Below are 19004 nucleotides of genomic sequence, written 5' to 3' on the forward strand. Positions count from 1 at the left end.
GGTTGGGTGACTCAATCCCTCTTTCTATTCCAAAGAGGTGATACGAGTGAAGACTATAACGCGGACATGGAGAAAAGAATGGCCGCTTCATATGATGCTGATCCCTGGACTGGCGATGCTGATTATATTCAGCTACATACCGATGGCCGGAATTATGATGGCCTTTCAGAAATATATTCCGAATCGCGGTTTGTTCGGGTCACCTTTTATCGGCTGGTCCAACTTCCAGCTGCTGCTTGAATACCCGGACATCGGCCGCATCTTCTTCAATACGATATTTATTGCATTTATGAAAATAGTAGCTGGCCTGGTTGTGCCGATTACGATGGCGATTCTGCTCAATGAGATTGCCAGAGAATGGGTAAAAAGGACATTCCAGACCCTGGTCTACCTGCCGCACTTCTTATCCTGGGTTCTGCTCAGCGGTATTTTGATCGATGTATTGTCGCCTTCCTCCGGGATTGTTAACCAGGTGCTTGGACTATTTGGAGCCAAACCGATCTTCTTCTTAGGCGATAACGCCTGGTTCCCGTATGTGATGGTTATCTCGGATGTATGGAAGGAATTCGGCTTCGGTACCATTGTCTACTTGGCCGCGTTGACAGGCATTAATCCATCTCTCTATGAGGCTGCAGAGATCGATGGCGCCGGCCGGTTCAAACAGACACTGTATGTGACGCTGCCGGGAATGATGCCGATTATCATTCTGATGATGACCCTGAATATCGGTAATGTCCTGAATGCAGGCTTCGATCAGATATTCAACCTGTACAGTCCTCAAGTATATGAAAGTGCGGATATTATCGATACATTTGTATATCGCATGGGGATCCAGCAAGCGCAGTTCGGCTTTGCTACTGCGGTAGGATTACTGAAATCCGTAGTTTCCTTCATCTTCATGTCATTGTCATATATTCTAGCTTATCGAGTTGCCAACTATCGAATTTTCTAGTTCATTAGCGAATGCTTGGAAGGGAGCAGCATCATGACACACAATAAATCATGGGGCAGAAAGGTGTTTCTAGTCGGCAATTATTGTTTTCTAGGATTCGTCTCCTTGTTGTGCTTAATGCCGATCATCCATATCCTGTCGATGTCATTAAGCTCCGGAGCGGCTGCATCGGCGGGAAAGGTCATTTTGTGGCCGGTTGAATTTACAACAGCCGCCTACGAGAATGTGTTCGGCAAACCGGAGTATTTGCGCGCTTTTGCCGTATCGATTCAAAGAGTAGTTCTAGGAACGGCCTTTAGTATGCTCTTAACGATCATAACCGCCTACCCTTTGTCCAAAGATACACAGCATTTTCGTTTTCGCACCGGGTACGCCTGGATATTCGTATTCACGATTCTCTTCAACGGCGGGCTGATTCCGATGTATCTGACCGTCAAATCGCTGGGCCTAATCGATTCGATCTGGGCGCTGGTGCTGCCGGGAGCGGTGCAAGTATTTAATATTATCCTGCTGCTGAACTTCTACCGGAATCTGCCGAAGGAGCTGGAGGAATCCTCTCGTATTGACGGGGCTGGCCATTTCAAGACATTGTGGAAAATATATGCCCCTTTGTCATTGCCAGCGCTTGCGACTACCGGACTATTTACGATTGTAGGTCATTGGAACAGCTGGTTCGACGGAATGCTCTATATGAACCATCCTGATAATTATCCGCTCCAAACCTTCCTGCAAACGGTTATAATTAATATGGACTTTCGGTTCATTAAGGCGGAGAATGCCGAGTTGATGCTGAAGCTGTCGGACCGGACCAGTAGAGCCGCCCAGATTTTCGTGGCCGCATTTCCGATTTTGATTATTTATCCGTTTATGCAGCGCTTCTTTATTAAGGGGATTGTCATGGGGAGTGTTAAGGAGTAGTTCCAACCTTCCCGGTGCTGAAAACCGGCCTTTTTGAACATGGATGAATAGGCTGATTCATCTATACAGGAGAGCTAGCTATGAGAAAACTTCTACATTTCCGTGACTTTTCCATATTTAAGAAGATTATGGCGGCCTTTCTGGCTGCCTTGCTGCCGTTAATGCTGATTACATGGATTATTAACCAGCAGGGGGCTGCCAGCATTCGTAAGGGAATCTCCGAGTCGATGATGAACACCACCCATTTCTACCTCGATTCTCTCGATCAGGAAGTAGATCGTATATACCGCTATTTGCCAAACTATGTGATGGATACGGACCTGATGGAGCTGGCCGCTACAGGAGATGTGATGAGCGCCTACGAGCGGTCTGCCAAAGTGCTAGAGATCCAGAAGCGGTTGCATCTGATGAAGGATTCAAGTCCGTTCATTCAGGAGTCCAGAGCGTATGTGCCTCTGATTGAGCGAACGATACTAAGCTCCAGCTATGAGACGAATGTCGAGGAGCAGGAGTATCAAGCGATGCGCCAGAGTGCCAATATGTATGATCAGCCGTTCATCTATTGGCAGAATCGTCTGTTCATCAGCATGCAGTACCCTGGGAGTACGGTTAGGGAACCTCTCTTTGCCATTAGTATTGAGCTGTCCACCAACAGAATTATCGAGAAGCTCTCGCAGATTACCAATTCCCGAGAAGGGCAGACTGCGATGCTACGTATGGATCAGGAGTGGTCATTGGTAAGCGGGAGCAATACGGGACTTCTGGAAGTGATGAAGCAGCTGGCGGTTGACAAGCAGGAGCAGCAAGCAAAGGAAGGCTATGAAACGATCAAATTTGAAGGGAAGCGTTATTTAACGGTCTATCGCTATTCCGAACTCTGGAATTCGTACTTAGTATCAAGCGTTCCTGAATCGGCGATATTAGGCCCGATCCGCAAGTACCAGGTGTGGTTCTGGTGCGCTGCAGTGCTCGCCGTCGGTATCGTTCTTTTCTTCACCTATTCATTACGAAGGTTAATCTACCGCCCTTTGATGAAGCTCATCTACTCGTTCCGCCGCGTACAGCAGAATAAGCTGGAGTACATAGCGATTGATCGGGGCGAGGATGAATTCGGCTATTTATATCATGCCTTTAATAATACAGTAAGATCTTTGAAGACATTGATCGAAGAAAATTACGAACAACAAATCCGAAATCAACGCTCGGAGTTAAAGCGACTGCAATCACAGATTAATCCACATTTTCTGTACAATTGCTTCTTTGTATTGTGCCGTTTGATCAAATCGGATCATCAGAAAGAGAAGGCATATCAATTCTGCCTTTATATTGGCCAGTATTTTCAATTTATTACCCGCAATACCGAGGATGAAATCCCGCTGAGTATGGAGATGGATCATTCACGGACTTATGTTGAAATGCAGCGTATATGCTATGGCGACCGGATTGAGGTGGAATTTGACGCTCGCGTGCCTGATATGATGGTGCCACGTCTTATTTTGCAGCCCATTATTGAGAATGCCTATGTACATGCTCTAGGAAATATGAGAAGCAACGGCATGCTTCGTGTGTACGGGGAACCGCAAGATGACACATTTATTCTCTGCGTTGAAGATAACGGTGATAGTATGAGCGATTTAAATATTCATCAGCTTAATGACCGCTTGGCACGGCCTCACTATACCTTTGAAGAGACGACCGGTCTGATTAATGTCCATCGCCGATTGCAGCTGCGATACGGCGAGGAGTATGGAATCACGGTCTCACGTTCCGATCTAGGAGGTTTGAAGGTGACGATTCAATTAAGAATGAGCTAGAGGGGGAAACAGCATGTATCACTTGTTAATCGTCGATGATCTTCCCATTATTGTTGATGGCCTTCTCGAATTGTTCGAGCAGACATCGCATCTGGAGCTTGAGCTGTACAAAGCCAATTCCGGGGAGGAGGCCCTGGAAGTTTTGAAAGCGCATTCTATCGATATTGTGATCTCGGATATCAAGATGCCCGGTCTTGAAGGGATTGAGCTGCTGCAGGAGATCAGGAGCCATTGGCCGTCCTGCAAAGTGATATTTCTGTCGGCATATAACGACTTCCAATATGCTAGAAGCGCCATAACCTATGGCGGATTTGAATATATCCTCAAGATCGAGAGCGATGATAAAATCATTCAGTCTGTGGAAAGAGCGATTGCCAAGCTGGAAGAGGAGGCGAAGGAGAAGGCGATGATCGCCAAGGCCCAGGCCAATATGAGGATGGCGATGCCTTCGCTGCAGAAAGAGGCTGTGCTGGAACTGCTGAAGGGCAAGCAGCTAAGTGCTCAGCAGCTTCACCATAGGCTCGAGGAGGTTCGCATTCCACTGGAGGCCGAGCTGCCGGTGTACATGATGCTGGGCCGGATCGAGGAATGGAAGCAAGGCTTGTCTGCGCAGGATAAAGCGCTCTATATCTATGCGTTCAAAAATATTAGCGATGAATATTTATCATCTCATGTGCGGAGCTACTCCTGCTGCTATGATCAGAACAGAATCGTCTGGCTGATTCAACCGGTCAGAGAGGACTTGGGCGGGGGCGCCGAGCCCTTCATGGATTGGATGAGAGCGCATCGCGAGGCGAAGCGGCTCATTCATGTAATTCAGCAGAGCTGTGAACGGGTATTAGGTTTATCCGCCTCCTTTGTACTTAGCAACAGAAGTACTTCATGGAATGAACTATCCCCATGCTTCCATACGCTTAAATATGATTTTGCCACCCAGCGGGAAGGAATAAGAGATATCGAATCTGCGGCGTTTGCTGAGACGACCGACAACGATGAGGTCAGGGCCCAGGCGCAGAGCTATGATCCTTTCTACCATACCCGCGTACAGCTTCTGATGACCTGTCTGGAGAACAACCATCAGGAGCAATTCAGTGAGCTCTACCTCGAACTGGTCTCCATATGGAAGGAAGATACAGGGTCCTATGAGCGAAAAATCGAACTATACCACTCTCTTTCAGCGGTCTACTTGTTTTACCTCAGCAAGCATCCGGACGTTCGGGATTATTTGAATACCTTGCTTGACCTGGATCAACTATTTCATCCGCAGCATCAAGGGTCCTGGGAGGAGCTTGATCATTATTTCTGGCAGCTGGCCGAGTATATATTTGAATGGATTGCCTCCAGGGAAGAGGATACTCCGGCTGAGGTTGTCGCCAAGGTTCATCAGTATATTGAGAGGAATATTGCCGCGGACACTTCATTAAATGCGCTCGCGGATTATGTAGGACTGAATCCTTCCTATTTATCCAGGTTGTATAAGCAAATTACGGGAGAGGGATTATCGAAGTATATTAACGATTATCGTACGTTGGCGGCGAAGTCCATGCTCTTGAACTCATCCCAAAAAGTAGGCGAGGTAGCTGCTGCGTTAGGCTATAACTCTGCACTAGCCTTCATACGCTTCTTCAAACGGCAGAGTGGTATGACTCCGCAGGAATTCAGAATGCTGGGATCGGAGATTCAGCAGCAAAGTCAATAAGTGTATATGAATCTCTATTCTTATCTATTTATCCACCTTAGGGTCAGTTACTACAATATAAGTGCGAGTTCAAAAAAGTCAGATTTTTTGAACCACCTCTATTAAGTAACCGGTAAACTGACGAGGAGGAATAGATATGAAGACAATTACAGCTGTCTTACTGGGTGCTGGGAGCAGAGGGCGCTTCATCTACGGCCCCTATGCTGAGAAATTTCCGAATGAGCTTCAATTCGTTGCGGTAGCAGAACCGAGTGCCGAACGTCGAGAGCAATTCGCCGGCATTCATCAGATTGCGCCTCAATATGTATTTGATACTTGGGAGAAGGTATTCGAGCACGGGAAACTTGCTGATGTCATGATCATCAGTACGCTCGATCGGGAGCATTATGAGCCAGCGATGAAGGCGATGGCTCTAGGTTATCATGTTCTGCTAGAGAAGCCGATGTCACCTTCAAAGGAAGAATGCATCCAGTTGGAGCAAGCTTCTCTTCAATATCAAAGACTGCTTATTGTGAGCCATGTGCTGCGCTACGCCCCATTCTGGTCGGGAATCAAGCGCTGTATCGATGACGGGGAATTGGGGACAGTAGCTACGATACAGCTGACGGAGAATGTGGGTTATCTGCATATGGCGCATAGCTATGTGCGAGGCAACTGGAGAAATTCCGAAGAGTCGAGTCCGATGATTCTAGCCAAGTCCTGTCATGATCTGGATCTGATCTCCTGGCTCATGGACGAGAAATGCACCAGTGTCAGCTCGTATGGATCACTGCTGCACTTCAGGAAGGAGAATGCTCCTGAAGGGTCAACGGAGCGCTGCATCGATCTGTGCGCGGTTGAGAAGGAATGTCCCTTCTCCGCGATGAAGATGTATATTCAGCCGCCTGAGCATCCGTGGGCTCGTTATATGACCGACGATCTATCCCAGCAGGGAATTCTGAAGGCGATCAAGGAAGGCCCGTTCGGACGCTGTGTGTATCGCTGCGATAACAACGTGGTAGATCATCAGATCGTCAACATGGAGTTTGCAAATGGGGCGAACGCCTCCTTCATCATGTCAGGGCTAACGAAGAGTGGCACAAGACGAGTGCAGCTCATGGGAACCCGCGGGGAGATTATTGGGGATATGGAGGAAGGCAAGTTCACTTTATATCGTTACGCCACCGACGAACGGGTCGAGATCGAGTGCAGTGTGAACGGAGATGGGCATGGCGGAGGCGATGAGCGTATGATCAGCCAGTTCATTAAGCATGTCCATAACTTCGAGCAGAAGTCGGGTTATGGACTGACATCTGCGACAGCCTCGTTGCAGAGCCATCTGATCGCCTTCGCCGCTGAGCAGTCCCGTCTGAATGGCGGACAGCCCGTACAGATTTAGAAGGATAGGCACCACAGAATAACGTCGAAGGTGAAGCAATCAATGAATGCTTATGAGTTGAAGAAGGTCGAGTTTGGGCTGCTGCCCGGGCTCGATTTTTTATTATTCGCATCAGATCACTTATGTCACCTATCTGATGAGGGTGCCTTTCGGAAATTGGATCAATACGATATTTGAAGAAAAATAGAGAAATGATGGGAAATCGCCCAGGGAATAATCTCAAATACATATGATTTTAAAGGATCAGGCATATATTGTATGATAAATAAAGTTGAGTAGGTCAGTGGTTCGTTATACAATAAATTACAAACGTTTGCACAACTATAGAGTAGGGCAGGAGAGGAGATGGCTGCTTGAAGAAAAAGCTTCATGACAACAATGAAAGCGCTTCACATCAGGCTGAAATAACAGGTCTCCAACATGTAATGGAGGACACGGAATGAAGAGGCTTCGACTTGGATTCTATTTTACAGATTTGTTCAAGGTAAGAGCGTTGAAGCAGAGATTGATCTTTGTTGTTGTCATTGAGACGATCGTCATCCTGATGATTCTAGCTGTCGTCTCTTATGAGGCGATTCATTCCATAGAGAAAAATAAATTAAAAACCTCGATGGTGATCGATCTGCAGCAATTGACGGACAAAATGGAAGAGAGCTACAAAAATATGTCGCAGGTGTCCCAGCAGATGTCACCGGAGGGGACAGTAGGTTCCTTGTTAGGCGATTATTTTCAGGAAAACTCCAATTTCGAAAAGTATCAGCTGGGACAGCAAATTTCCGATAATCTGGTCAAGATCACTTTCTCGAACAGCAATCTCATTGGCAGAACCTATTTTGATCCGAAGACGGGGGAGAGCTATTTCTATGACTTCTTGCCCTATGAGGATTTCTCTCCTGATCATTTTAACGTATTGGGCAGGAACGGGACATTCGTGTTCCATTCCCTGCATCAATCCAGCATAGAAAAGTTGGGTGAGCATCAAGTGCTCTCGGTGTCGCGTAGCATTACGCTAGAGGATGATCGCGAACTGATTATTTATATCGAATCGCGTCTGGAGGCGGATGCCGTCATTAAGAATCTGTCCCATTCGCAAAATATGGACTATATTCTGCTGCAGCTGGATAGCGATAACCGGATTCAATTCTCCAGCAAGGATGATTTTACTGTGGGGCAGATGCTTCATTTGAAGGATGAAGAGCAAATAGGTGCCGGTTACTTTGGCCGTGCGGATAAGTATTTGGGTGTCAGGCTCGGCACAGAGCTTGGATTCGATAACGTGCTGCTGTTGCCTTCCGCCGATTATAATCGCGAGCTGTACACCTGGATTCGTAATGTGGCTGGGATTCTGTTAGTGGCCCTACTCGTATTTATTGCCTCGTTTGTTTTATTATCACGGCTGATCTACACACCGCTCGCTATTTTCTCGAAGGAGATGAAGAAGCTGGGCAGAGGAGATCTGAACGAAGTGTCCGTACAGAGCGGCGTGCTGGAGTTCGATGCGTTGTTCAAGCAGTTCAACACTATGAAGAGGCAGATCCAGGGGCTGCTGATGGATACGGAAAGGATGTCTCAAGAGAAGCACAGACTTGAAATTGAGAAGATCTATTATCAGATCAATCCTCATTTCCTAATGAACTCGCTCCATTCCATTCACTGGCTGGCGAAAATGCATGGGCAGGCCGAGATCGAGAATTTCATTACCGAACTGAATTATATTCTGGCCTACAGCCTCGATAAGATCGATAAACAAGCGACGCTGAGGACGGAGATCAGGATGCTTCAGGCTTATCTGAAATTGCAGAAGATGCGCTATGACTTCGAAGTGGACGTAGACATTGTGGAAGGAGCGTATCTGGATACACCAACAGCGAGGATGATTCTGCAGCCGATCGCCGAGAATGCACTCCATCATGGACTTGGTGACGAAGGGTGTCTAAGAATAGGTGTGGCCCCTTCCTTGAGTCGCAATGCAATTGATATTACATTCGAGGATAATGGCAAAGGTCTGGACCGTGAGCAGCTTGGCCGTATTCGTGATGTTCTACAGCAAAGCCCCAATGAGGAACATAAAATTGATGGAATCGGCTTGCGATATGTTCGCTATATGCTGGAATCATTTTATGGGGACAATGCTGTGATTACCATTGATAGTGAACTGGATCAGGGGACTAAAGTCACTCTGGTATTGCCGATAGATCGCGAGAAACCGATGCTGGGTGTAGTGCAGAAATAACCAATAAGTGAAAAGGGGAAATGTCCGATGTATCGAGTGTTGATTGTTGACGATGACCGTCTGGCGCGAAGAGGCATCATCTCGATGATGCCATGGGAGAAGTACGGCATGGTCGTGGCTGGCGAGGCGCAGAACGGAACGAAGGCGCTGGAATTTCTACAGGATCATCCCGTAGATCTATTATTTGTTGATATCGATATGCCCGTTATGGGTGGGATTTCCTTAATGGAGAAATGCCATCAGCTGTATCCTGAACTGCTATTCATCGTACTTACCTTTCATGAGGAATTTCACTACGCCCAGTCTGCCCTGCGGATCGGAGCGATTGATTATATATCCAAGCTGGAGATGGAGAGCATGGATTGTGATGAGCTGCTGCGCAGGATCAGCGAGAAGGTGGAGACGATATTGAAGCCATTGTCTACCTCTGCTGCTGTATCTAGTGAATTAGAGAATAAGAAGGGGGCGTTAAGTCGTCAAGACCAGCATCATCGGTCTGAAGCTCGTAATGAGAAGGAATGGGAGTATCTTGTCGGCAAATGGAACCAAATGTACTGGCTGTATGATGATACTACATTTAAAGAACTGTGTGAGGGGACTATAGCGCTCCATATTTCGGTATGGCAAGCGGCGCAGGTGCTGCTTCATTTAACGAGTGTGGCAGAGGAGAGCGTGGGAACAGTACAGAAAAATGTTCAGGAATACAGTAACTTGGGCGAGTTCATGGATTGGCTCGCGGGTTTCAGGGAAGCGCTATATAAGCAAGCTGCTTCGGAGAATAGCCTGGACAACATCCAGCTCTGTATTCTAAAGGCTGTCATCTACGTGAAGGAGAACTTGGGCGGCAAGCTGCACGGCGAGGAAGTTGCTCAGATCGTTAGGCTTAGTCGCAGCTATTTCTCTATCAATTTCAAGAAAAATACCGGCATGTCCTTCAATGAATTCGTACGCGAGGAACGCATTCGAAGGGCGAGAATGCTGTTGATCGAGAGGGAAGATCTGATCTCAGAAATCGCTCAAGAGGTTGGCTATGAGGATGTGAATTATTTCATCCGTGTATTTTGCGAAATCATCGGCATGACCCCTGGCGAGTACAGGAAGCAGAATGGAGTGAAGAAGAGTTTAATGAGGGCATAACATAGCCTGCTGGATGTATCCGCGGCATAAGGACTGCTACGTAGCTAACTCAGGTTAGTTGCGGCGGCGGTCTTTTTTTCTCTGCACTTCAGCTTTTAGCTTCATTAAAGTTCAATCACGACTATTGTTTTGTAATTTGAAGAGGGCAGTGCTACTTTTACGGAATGCATGAATGCAGCGTAGGTAAATAAGACGATTCAATGATTTCTAGGCAACATCCATCCATACGGGTCGTCGATACATGGGTGATATAGTTGTTTTGTAATAAGAAAACGCTGTCATCGATTCGAGAGCAATTTTCTTGAAAGCGCCATTAAATTATGTGAAGGGAAGAACAGACACAATGTACAGTAAAAAAAATATAAAGCACTATTGGCTCATGATGGCACCCGGTTATATTTGGCTTACTTTATTCAGCATAGTTCCCATGTTCGGAATCGTAATGGCATTTCAAGATTTCAATCCGGCCTTGGGAATCTTCAAATCGCCCTGGATCGGACTTGAGAACTTCAGTTATATGTTCAGCATGGACGATATCACCCAAGTATTCATCAATACAATTGTCATTGCGGTCGGGAAATTGATCGGGAACCTGATCATCCCCTTGATCTTTGCGCTCATGCTCCATGGATTGACGATCAAGAAGCTCGTCAGGCCGATCCAGACCTTGGTGTACTTGCCGTACTTCTTATCTTGGGTTATTCTCGGCAGCATCGTACTGAACATCTTCGGCGTCGATGGGCCTATCAATAGTCTGCTGGGCGTATTCGGTATAGAGCCGATCGTATTCTTTGGCCGTGCAGATATGTTCAGACCGTTGGTCATTGGATCAGATATCTGGAAGGGATTCGGTTATAACGCCGTCATTTATTTGGCCGCCTTGACTTCTATCGACCCATCCTTGCACGAAGCTGCCGCCATCGATGGTGCTAGCCGCTTCAAGAGATTGATTCATATTACACTGCCGGGAATTAAGACCACCGTGATTCTCCTGGCGATTCTCTCTCTCGGGAATGTACTTAATGCAGGCTTTGATCAGATTTATAACCTGTATAATCCGCTGGTATATTCCACCGGGGACATCATCGATACATGGGTGTACCGTGCGGGTCTAGTAGAGTTGCAATTTAGTCTGGCTACTGCAGTAGGACTGCTGAAGTCCGTTGTCAGCTTCGTTCTGATCGTAACCAGCTATGCCTTAGCGGACAAATTTACAGGATACAAGATCTTTTAATCGTGCATTCATTCTAAGACTTCATGTGTGGGGGGAGAAACCTTGGTCGAGCAAAAAACGTTCGGTTCCAGATTGTTCAATGGCATCAATGCCACCTTGCTTATATTAATTACACTGCTATGTCTGACTCCGCTGTGGTATATCCTGATGATCTCGCTCAGCGATAAAGCGGCTGTTAATGCCGGTTCGGTTACTTTCTGGCCAATTGGGTTCAATCTGCTGTCCTACCAGAAGATCGTGTCAGAGGCGGCTTTCTTCAATTCCTTCTGGGTATCGGTCAAGCGGGTGGTGATTGGTACGGCTGTGAGCCTGGCCGCCATCCTGATGATGGCTTACCCGTTGTCGAAGACATCGAGACAGCTGCCTCACCGCAATATCTATATGTGGGTGCTCGTCTTCTGCATGCTGTTTAATGGAGGAACGATTCCTTGGTATCTCGTAATGCGCGGCTATGGGCTGATCGATTCGATCTGGGGACTCGTCTTGGCAGGAAGTCTGCCGATCTTCAATGTGATCCTCGTCGTCAACTTCTTCCGGAATATTCCGGCGGCATTGGAGGAGGCGGCTTATGTAGATGGCGCCGGACCTTGGCGCACATTTATCCAGATCTTCATTCCTATCTCGGCTCCGGTCGTGGCGACGATTGCCCTCTTCACCATCGTAGGCTATTGGAATGAGTTCTTCGCGGGGCTGGTACTGAGTACCAAGCAGTCCAATTATCCATTGCAAACCTATATCCAGCAGCTGGTGGTAAATTTGAATTTATCGACGATGGATACCGAGCAGATCAAGCAAATCTCGCAGCTGAACAACCGCTCACTGAATGCTGCCAAAATATTCATCGCCATGATCCCGGTCCTTGTCATCTATCCGTTCCTGCAGAAGTACTTCATCACGGGGATTACGCTTGGATCTGTGAAAGAGTGATTTTAATTGCGCCAGCGGTGCAATTGAAATATATTTTCTAATATCATTTCTAGGGGGAAAATCAATGAAAAAGCGCAGATGGCTACTAACTGGGTTGATTACGGTCATGCTAATGGCTAGTCTGACAGCCTGCGGTGGCAATAAAGCGAACACAGACGCGAATAGCCCATCCAATGATACTGCTGGCAATAAGGCTGAGAATACGGCCAACGCCAACAACGAGGCTTCCTCGGCGGCACTGGATCCCTTCGGGAAGTATGAAGAACCGGTAACTCTTCATCTTGTTCGTTCCCTTGACCCGAATCTCAAGTTTGATGAAGGTAAATCTGTGGAGGACAACCAGTACCTGGATGAGATCAAGAAGCAGCTGAATATTGAAATCGTGTATGACTGGATCAGCGCTCCGGCGGACTGGGATCAGAAGATTAGCCTGGCGATTTCATCCAACAATATTCCTGATGCAGCAATTGTGAACTTGACGCAGTTCAAATCGATGCAGAAGTTTGACCAATTGGCCGATTTGACAGATGTGTTCAACTCTACAGCCAGCGATATGCTGAAGGGCTTCTATGAGAGCGGCGGCGACGCCTTGAAGCAATTGGTAGAGAGCGATGGCAAGATTATGGCTATCCCTGCCACAGTGCCGAAGGCATCTGGAATGAGCCAGATGTGGATTCGCCAAGACTGGCTCGATAAGCTGGGTCTGGAGCCTCCGAAGAATCTGGAGGAGCTGAAGAAGGTAGCCCGTGCTTTCATTGAACAGGACCCTGACGGCAATGGCAAGAAAGATACGATGGGGATCGTAGGTCCGTCGAAATCCGGCCTCCTGAGCGGCACAGACGGCAACTTATATGGTCTGGATCCGATTTTTGCAGCCCACAAATCCTTCCCGCTCTACTGGTTGAAGAATGATCAGGGCGAGGTTGTATACGGCTCCACACAGCCGGAGACCAAGCAAGCGCTGCAGACCCTGGCTGATATGTATAAAGAAGGCTTGATCGACAAGGAATTGCTCGTTCGCGACGACAGTCTGCAGCCAATTCTGGACGGCAAGGCCGGCATTTTCTTCGGACCTTGGTGGACCGGATACACGATTGCCGACGCCTACAAGAAAGACCCGACTCCTGACTGGCAGGCGTATGCCTACCCTCAGGCGGATGACGGCAGCTATTATGCTCACATGGCTGCTCCGGCGAATGCGTTCGTGGTTGTCAATAAGAATGCCAAGAATCCGGAGGCTGTACTGAAGCTGGTCAATCTGCTCCTGCGTGATGAATCGAAATGGGTAGAGTCAGGCTTGGGCAAAAATCCATCACCATCTGGAGGATACCCGCTCTTTACCGTATTTGACAACGTGGATGAGATTGAAGTGTCCTACGATATTCTCGCAAAATATTTGAAAGGCGAGGCTGATATTGACAGCATCGACTTCAGCACGCACAAGCTGCTTAAGGACGATATGAATGCGATCAAGAAGCTGAAGAAGGAACCGCTCGATGATTTCTCGATCAACAATTGGGATTTGAAGGACAGCGGTGACCTGATAACAACCAACCTACCGCGTCTCGTCTCAATTATGGTCGGCGACAGACCGCTGGCGACAGATACGAATATTAAAGAGGTATACAGTCTGTACTACGGTCAGACCGATACGATGACTTCCAGATGGGCGAATCTGCAGAAGCTGGAGAAGGAGACCTTCGCCAAGATCATCATGGGCTCGGCTCCGATCGATTCCTTCGACGAATTCGTGACAAAGTGGAATAAGCAGGGCGGAGAGAAAATTCTCGGCGAAGTCGCTGAGATGAGCAAGTAAATGCAAATAGAACAGCCGATAAAGCGTGAAGAGCGCTTATCGGCTGTTTTTTGTATGGTTCAGAGTCTTTATCGAGTCGTTGTGTTGACGTGCATGAATTTTCTGTATAGCTCATCAAAGTCGATGATCCGAGGCTGCTCTGGGAAGTCCGCGCTTTGGGCGCAAACCGCCATTTTATGAAGCGGATCGGGGATATATTGCTTGAAGAAACAGTGTTGGAAGCTGTTTTCTGTATCAAGTTGAATTTCGCCGCCCTGCTTGCGGATGGTAAATGAGGATAAGGGCAGAGAGAGGCCGCGGCCCTCCGCCTTGATATAGCTCTCCTTTATAGTCCATAACTCAAAGAAATAGTCGGATCTGACCTCCACCGGTATCTCGCGTAAATCCATAACTTCTTGTTCAGAGAAGAAGCGATCTGCAATCCCGAGATCAATGTTACTCATCTGCTCGATATCAATACCGACAGGGGCATCGGAAATGGCACTGACAATCCACTGCCCGGAATGGGAATGGTTGAAATGCAGTCCTTCGTTACTCTGAAGAATCGGCTTCCCATAGGCATTTTGCATAATCTGCAGTTTTTCATTAGCTATGCTAAGATAATCGCATATTAGCCACCTGGAGAGAATGTCGGCGATCAGCGAACGATATGCATCCTCTCGACGGGCAAACTTACGTATTTGGTCCTGCTTGAACAAGGGAAGTAAGCGAAGCAGGTTTTCAAAGTGGAGGGGATTCATATTATGCTGAAGCGGAGTCATATAAATTTCTAACATAAGGTTCTCCCGTTATTCGAAAGTAATATTGTTAAGAAGAAGAGTTCTACATCGATTTCCATTTTAACACAGTATCGTTGAAATGAAATTTGTGGATGATAAAGAGGAAGAGGACTGTTCCCAAAGTTCCCAAAAGTAATCTTAAATTAATCCTACCCATTTAGTCGAGATTGTGATATTATATCGTCATTAATAAATCAGCAAGGTCATTTTGTGATGACAGTTGAGGGGAGAGACAGAAGTGGAAACCATTCAAGTCATTCTGAATGTTGTCGTTATGCTTGCATTAATCGGGCTGTTGCTCTGGATGCAGAAGAAGCATATTTCTTTTACAAAGCGAGTATTTACCGGTCTTGGATTAGGTCTTGTATTTGGGGTTGTATTACAAGCTATCTATACTTCCAGCTCTGATGTGCTGGCCAAATCGTCGGATTGGTTCAATCTTGTCGGACGGGGTTATGTCGGCTTATTGCAAATGGTCGTTATCCCGCTGATTATGGTATCGATCATCTCAGCGATTATGAAATTGAAGGGCAAACAGAATTTGGGCAAGATGACAGCTCTGATTATTGCTACATTGCTGATAACAACAGCAATCGCTGCGACCGTAAGTATCGTTACTAGCCTTAGCTTCGATCTGAAGGCAATTCAAATTGAAGCGGGCCAGAAAGAACAGGAGCGCGGAGCGAAGCTTGAAGAGCGTGTCGGCGATGTAGCCGATAAGACGATCCCGCAGTACGTCCTGGATTTCATCCCAACGAATCCGTTTGCGGATATGGCTGGTTCACGTAGTTCTTCGACGATGGCCGTCGTGATTTTCTCGGCATTTATCGGTGTTGCTGTACTTGGAATAGACCGGAAGAAGCCAGAACAGGCAGAGACCTTCCGTAAAATCGTTGAATCTGTATACGCCGTTGTTATGCGAATTGTAACCTTGGTGCTGAGGCTGACACCTTACGGAATTCTGGCGCTCATCACCAATGTAGTGGCGACGACGAACCCGCAAGAAATTCTGAAACTGATCAAGTTCGTCGGCGCTTCCTATGTAGCTCTGATCGTGATGTTCATTATTCATTTAATTATACTGGCACTCTTCGGATACAATCCGATTCAGTATGTAAGAAAAGTATTCCCGACACTGGTCTTCGCGTTCACATCCCGTTCTAGTATTGCTACCATTCCGCTGAATGTAGAGACTCAGACGAAACGTCTGGGTGTGCCTGAGGGTGTTGCCAATTTGTCGGCTTCGTTCGGCTCGATGATCGGGCAGAACGGATGCGCTGGGATCTATCCGGCGATGCTGGCGGTAATGATTGCACCGACGGTAGGTATTAATCCAATGAGCTGGGATTTCATCATTACCTTGATTCTTGTTGTAGTGATCAGTTCGTTCGGTGTTGCTGGCGTTGGTGGTGGAGCTACCTTTGCTTCGCTGATCGTATTGTCGACGATGAACTTGCCTGTAGGTCTGGCGGGCCTGTTGATCTCCGTTGAACCGTTGATCGACATGGGCCGTACCGCACTGAACGTCAACGATTCGATCGTAGCCGGGGTTGTAACCGGCAAGGTGCTTGGCGAGAACGATAAAGACGTGTTCAAGCAAAATGTAGAATTGGATGCTGTGCAAGCATAATATATAAGTTCGTGATCAAAAGAGGACTTTTTGAACAACCTCTATAAATGACAAGGCGGCAGCCTCTGATCATCTTCAAAGATGAGAGAGGCTGCCGTCTTTTTTATACAGATGTAGATCAGTCTATCTGCCTAATCATAGGCTCCCTTCAATGAATACAATATCGGCTGGCTGCTTCGGCGGCTGCTTGTTGATATCCGTTCCTTCGATGGTTAATTTTCCGTTGCCATTAAGGTGGATCGAGCCGTTCGAGTATACATAACCGAGCAGAGTAGAAGGGTCGGAGCCGGCATTCAATATGAGGGAGCCTGCTGAGTAAATCTTGAATTGGCTGTGGTTATACAAAGTGCCGTTGACCTCGGATTTTACATAAATGTGTCCTGCTGTGAGTGTACCGTTAATATTGATTTGATTTGTATACAGATCTCCCTCAATGACGGTCTTAGTTGGAGTGCTCCCGTTCATGTTCATAGATCCGTTGACGTAAATGGATTCTCCTGAATGAATTTCGGCACTGCCATTAAGAATCAGATTCCCGTTGATGTAAATATGGCCGCTGGCGGAGAGACTTGATCCGGGCTGCATCGTTAATTCGCCTTGGATGACTAAGTCGCCGTCGACTTCGATGGTTTTTCCATCCATGAGCTTCAAGCTTCTGAGCGTGGTTGACCCGGTATAATGCTCATTCCTGGAGACCTCGAAATTTACCGGTTGAGTAGGAGCTTGATGGAACAAGTCAGATAATGATAGGGATAACTGCTTATCAAGCTCTGAGACTATGGAAGCGACCTCCAATCTCGATGGCAAGCTTAGACCATCCATAGGTGGCGTGACAGGCGTGACCTTCTGGCCATTAACGGTGGATTGATTGTTCGCAAGGGCTCCGCCAGCATACACACTTCCCTCAATAACTGTACCGTTCAGATCCATGGAGCCTTGACTTACGACGGCATATCCGTTGTTATCCTCGCCATCCGGAGGACCTGTCGGATTATAGCTTAGCGTGATCTCTACTTTTCTCTGTACAGTTTGGGTGATTTTGCCCGACTTACCTTGGGCAGACACTACTGCGGTGTAGCGCTGGCTCTCTTCGTCCATCATTACACTGTCAGAGTCTACATAGGGATCAGCCGTATCGCGGACATGCTCCAGGGTGACTATATCCTCCAGATTCTGTAAATCCATAATTTGTGTGCGGAGATCAGACAGCTTCAGCATCAGCTTCGTCTCACCGTCGGCCTGTGCGGATACGATATCTCCGGATATATTCACCATGCCTTGCGAATCGGCAACACTTCTCATGACAAGCGTTCCGAGAAGGAACAGCAGGACGGTGAGAAGCAGCACGGAGACGAGAGCGTAGCCGCGTTCAGTGGAACGTGGGGATCTATCCATGTTCTCATTCACCTCATGATATGAATTTGATCGAGACGAATAAATAAAGGGGTTCGACATTAGGTGCATTTATAAGTCGAAATTTCAGATGGAGCTGGAGTCCGGCAGTATCCTTTACAAAGAAAGAACCGGCCAGCGACAAGCTATCATCATTCATCTGGGAACCATTGACATACAAATTTCCATTGTTAAGCCGAACAGCAACGGGCTGAGTACTTCCACTGAGCACGTCAGTCAGCACTTCAGCCTGGAACTTGTCCAGCGGTCCAACTGCGTCCCTATCGGTGATCTTGGTTGCATTCTTCAGTCTGGTCTGCAGGCTGGAACTGAGCGTAACGGCTTGGTTACGCAGTTCAGTCTCATGATTGATACGCCCATAGGCCATCAGGGAGGTGGTAAGAACGGTAGAGACGAGCATGAGCAACAGTGCGGATAAGGCGATCGCGGCGAGAAGCTCGACAAGGGTCAGACCGTCCTCATCCCTGAGTCGTTGCGCTAGGTTTCTCATGTCTGGGCACCTCCGTTCTTCTGGTAATCCCGTCTGGCGGCGCCAACTAGTGAGATCTGATGCCTGTATTGCTCTGGATGATCCGGATCTTTGGACCAATATACGGTGACTGTGATGTACAGGAAGTCGGAATTGAATGGATACTCGGGGTGGGAAGAGCTTACTATGGTTTGAATGGAATAGATATCTTCAGCTTGCTCGGGCAGAGAACTGCCGGAGCTAGCATATTGTTGCAGTTGGTCAAAGGCCATGGACTGAATTTCATGCAGCTTGGCATTGGCGAGGTGAGTGGCCGATAGCTGTTGGTTGATGAGCTTGCTCTGGGCGGCGCTGTTCGTAAAGTAAGACAGGAAGTATAGGCTGATCAGTGAGAGGATGACCAGTGCAGCCGCTACCTCAATCAGAGTCAGTCCATCCTCGCGCGCGAGCGCGCTGCGACAGGACATGCAGCATTTGCGGGCAATACCCATACTACTTACTCCCTTTCTACGGGGAAGATATTTTATTGCGAGAACCGACCCTATTAAACATATTTTTCACACGAATAGGACGCTGGACGGAGTGACTAGGAACAATCTACCATT

Annotated in this window: 15 protein-coding genes; 11 read left to right on the top strand and 4 right to left on the bottom strand. The window is 47.5% G+C overall.

The genetic code is table 11. The features are described from left to right. Positions 1-91 precede the first annotated feature (91 nt). The 10 genes from ABD014_RS20730 to ABD014_RS20775 all read left to right on the top strand — a co-directional run bounded on the left by ABD014_RS20730 (position 92) and on the right by ABD014_RS20775 (position 14108). Positions 92-952, top strand: coding sequence for an ABC transporter permease (locus ABD014_RS20730; RefSeq protein ID WP_251417607.1), 861 nt, complete (start codon positions 92-94; stop codon positions 950-952). 33 nt (positions 953-985) lie between these two features. Further along, positions 986-1870, top strand: coding sequence for a carbohydrate ABC transporter permease (locus ABD014_RS20735; RefSeq protein ID WP_343864408.1), 885 nt, complete (start codon positions 986-988; stop codon positions 1868-1870). 80 nt (positions 1871-1950) lie between these two features. Continuing rightward, entirely contained in the window at positions 1951-3684 is a 1734-nt protein-coding gene (locus ABD014_RS20740) for a sensor histidine kinase (protein ID WP_343864410.1), read from the top strand. Between the two features lie 13 nt (positions 3685-3697). Next, positions 3698-5383 carry a response regulator gene (locus ABD014_RS20745; RefSeq protein ID WP_343864412.1) on the top strand — a complete coding sequence of 562 codons (1686 nt, stop codon included), beginning with the start codon at positions 3698-3700 and terminating at the stop codon, positions 5381-5383. A gap of 136 nt (positions 5384-5519) precedes the next feature. Next, positions 5520-6761 carry a Gfo/Idh/MocA family oxidoreductase gene (locus ABD014_RS20750; RefSeq protein ID WP_343864414.1) on the top strand — a complete coding sequence of 414 codons (1242 nt, stop codon included), beginning with the start codon at positions 5520-5522 and terminating at the stop codon, positions 6759-6761. A 439-nt stretch (positions 6762-7200) separates the two neighbouring features. Then, entirely contained in the window at positions 7201-8994 is a 1794-nt protein-coding gene (locus ABD014_RS20755; RefSeq protein ID WP_343864416.1) for a sensor histidine kinase, read from the top strand. Between the two features lie 27 nt (positions 8995-9021). Beyond that, positions 9022-10131 (top strand): response regulator transcription factor, encoded by a 1110-nt coding sequence (locus ABD014_RS20760; protein ID WP_343864418.1) that lies wholly within the window; start codon positions 9022-9024, stop codon positions 10129-10131. 343 nt (positions 10132-10474) lie between these two features. Then, positions 10475-11365: an ABC transporter permease gene (locus ABD014_RS20765; RefSeq protein WP_343864420.1), complete on the top strand. Its 891-nt coding sequence runs from the start codon at positions 10475-10477 to the stop codon at positions 11363-11365. A 42-nt stretch (positions 11366-11407) separates the two neighbouring features. Next, positions 11408-12292 (top strand): carbohydrate ABC transporter permease, encoded by an 885-nt coding sequence (locus ABD014_RS20770; RefSeq protein WP_343864422.1) that lies wholly within the window; start codon positions 11408-11410, stop codon positions 12290-12292. 64 nt (positions 12293-12356) lie between these two features. Beyond that, positions 12357-14108 carry an extracellular solute-binding protein gene (locus tag ABD014_RS20775; protein ID WP_343864424.1) on the top strand — a complete coding sequence of 584 codons (1752 nt, stop codon included), beginning with the start codon at positions 12357-12359 and terminating at the stop codon, positions 14106-14108. Positions 14109-14176: 68 nt separating this feature from the next. Here the strand turns inward: ABD014_RS20775 and ABD014_RS20780 are convergent, their stop codons facing one another. Continuing rightward, entirely contained in the window at positions 14177-14884 is a 708-nt protein-coding gene (locus ABD014_RS20780) for a 4'-phosphopantetheinyl transferase family protein (RefSeq protein ID WP_343864426.1), read from the bottom strand. A 241-nt stretch (positions 14885-15125) separates the two neighbouring features. On the opposite strand from ABD014_RS20780, the gene ABD014_RS20785 reads away from it, so the two are divergent. Beyond that, positions 15126-16517, top strand: coding sequence for an L-cystine transporter (locus ABD014_RS20785; protein WP_343864428.1), 1392 nt, complete (start codon positions 15126-15128; stop codon positions 16515-16517). A gap of 135 nt (positions 16518-16652) precedes the next feature. Here ABD014_RS20785 and ABD014_RS20790 read toward each other — a convergent pair whose 3' ends face one another. The 3 genes from ABD014_RS20790 to ABD014_RS20800 are packed head-to-tail and all read right to left on the bottom strand — an operon-like array spanning position 16653 to position 18890. Then, positions 16653-17912 (bottom strand): hypothetical protein, encoded by a 1260-nt coding sequence (locus tag ABD014_RS20790; RefSeq protein WP_343864430.1) that lies wholly within the window; start codon positions 17910-17912, stop codon positions 16653-16655. Positions 17913-17925: 13 nt separating this feature from the next. After that, a complete protein-coding gene (locus ABD014_RS20795) occupies positions 17926-18420 on the bottom strand; it encodes a prepilin-type N-terminal cleavage/methylation domain-containing protein (protein ID WP_343864432.1) in 495 nt (164 codons plus the stop codon). Further along, complete coding sequence (locus ABD014_RS20800; RefSeq protein ID WP_343864434.1) at positions 18417-18890, bottom strand: type IV pilus modification PilV family protein; 474 nt, start codon at positions 18888-18890, stop codon at positions 18417-18419. Before ABD014_RS20800 ends, ABD014_RS20795 begins: the two co-directional genes overlap by 4 nt. Between the last annotated feature and the right edge of the window lie 114 nt (positions 18891-19004).

Source organism: Paenibacillus motobuensis (genome assembly GCF_039521865.1).
Taxonomy (GTDB): Bacteria; Bacillota; Bacilli; order Paenibacillales; family Paenibacillaceae; genus Fontibacillus; species Fontibacillus motobuensis.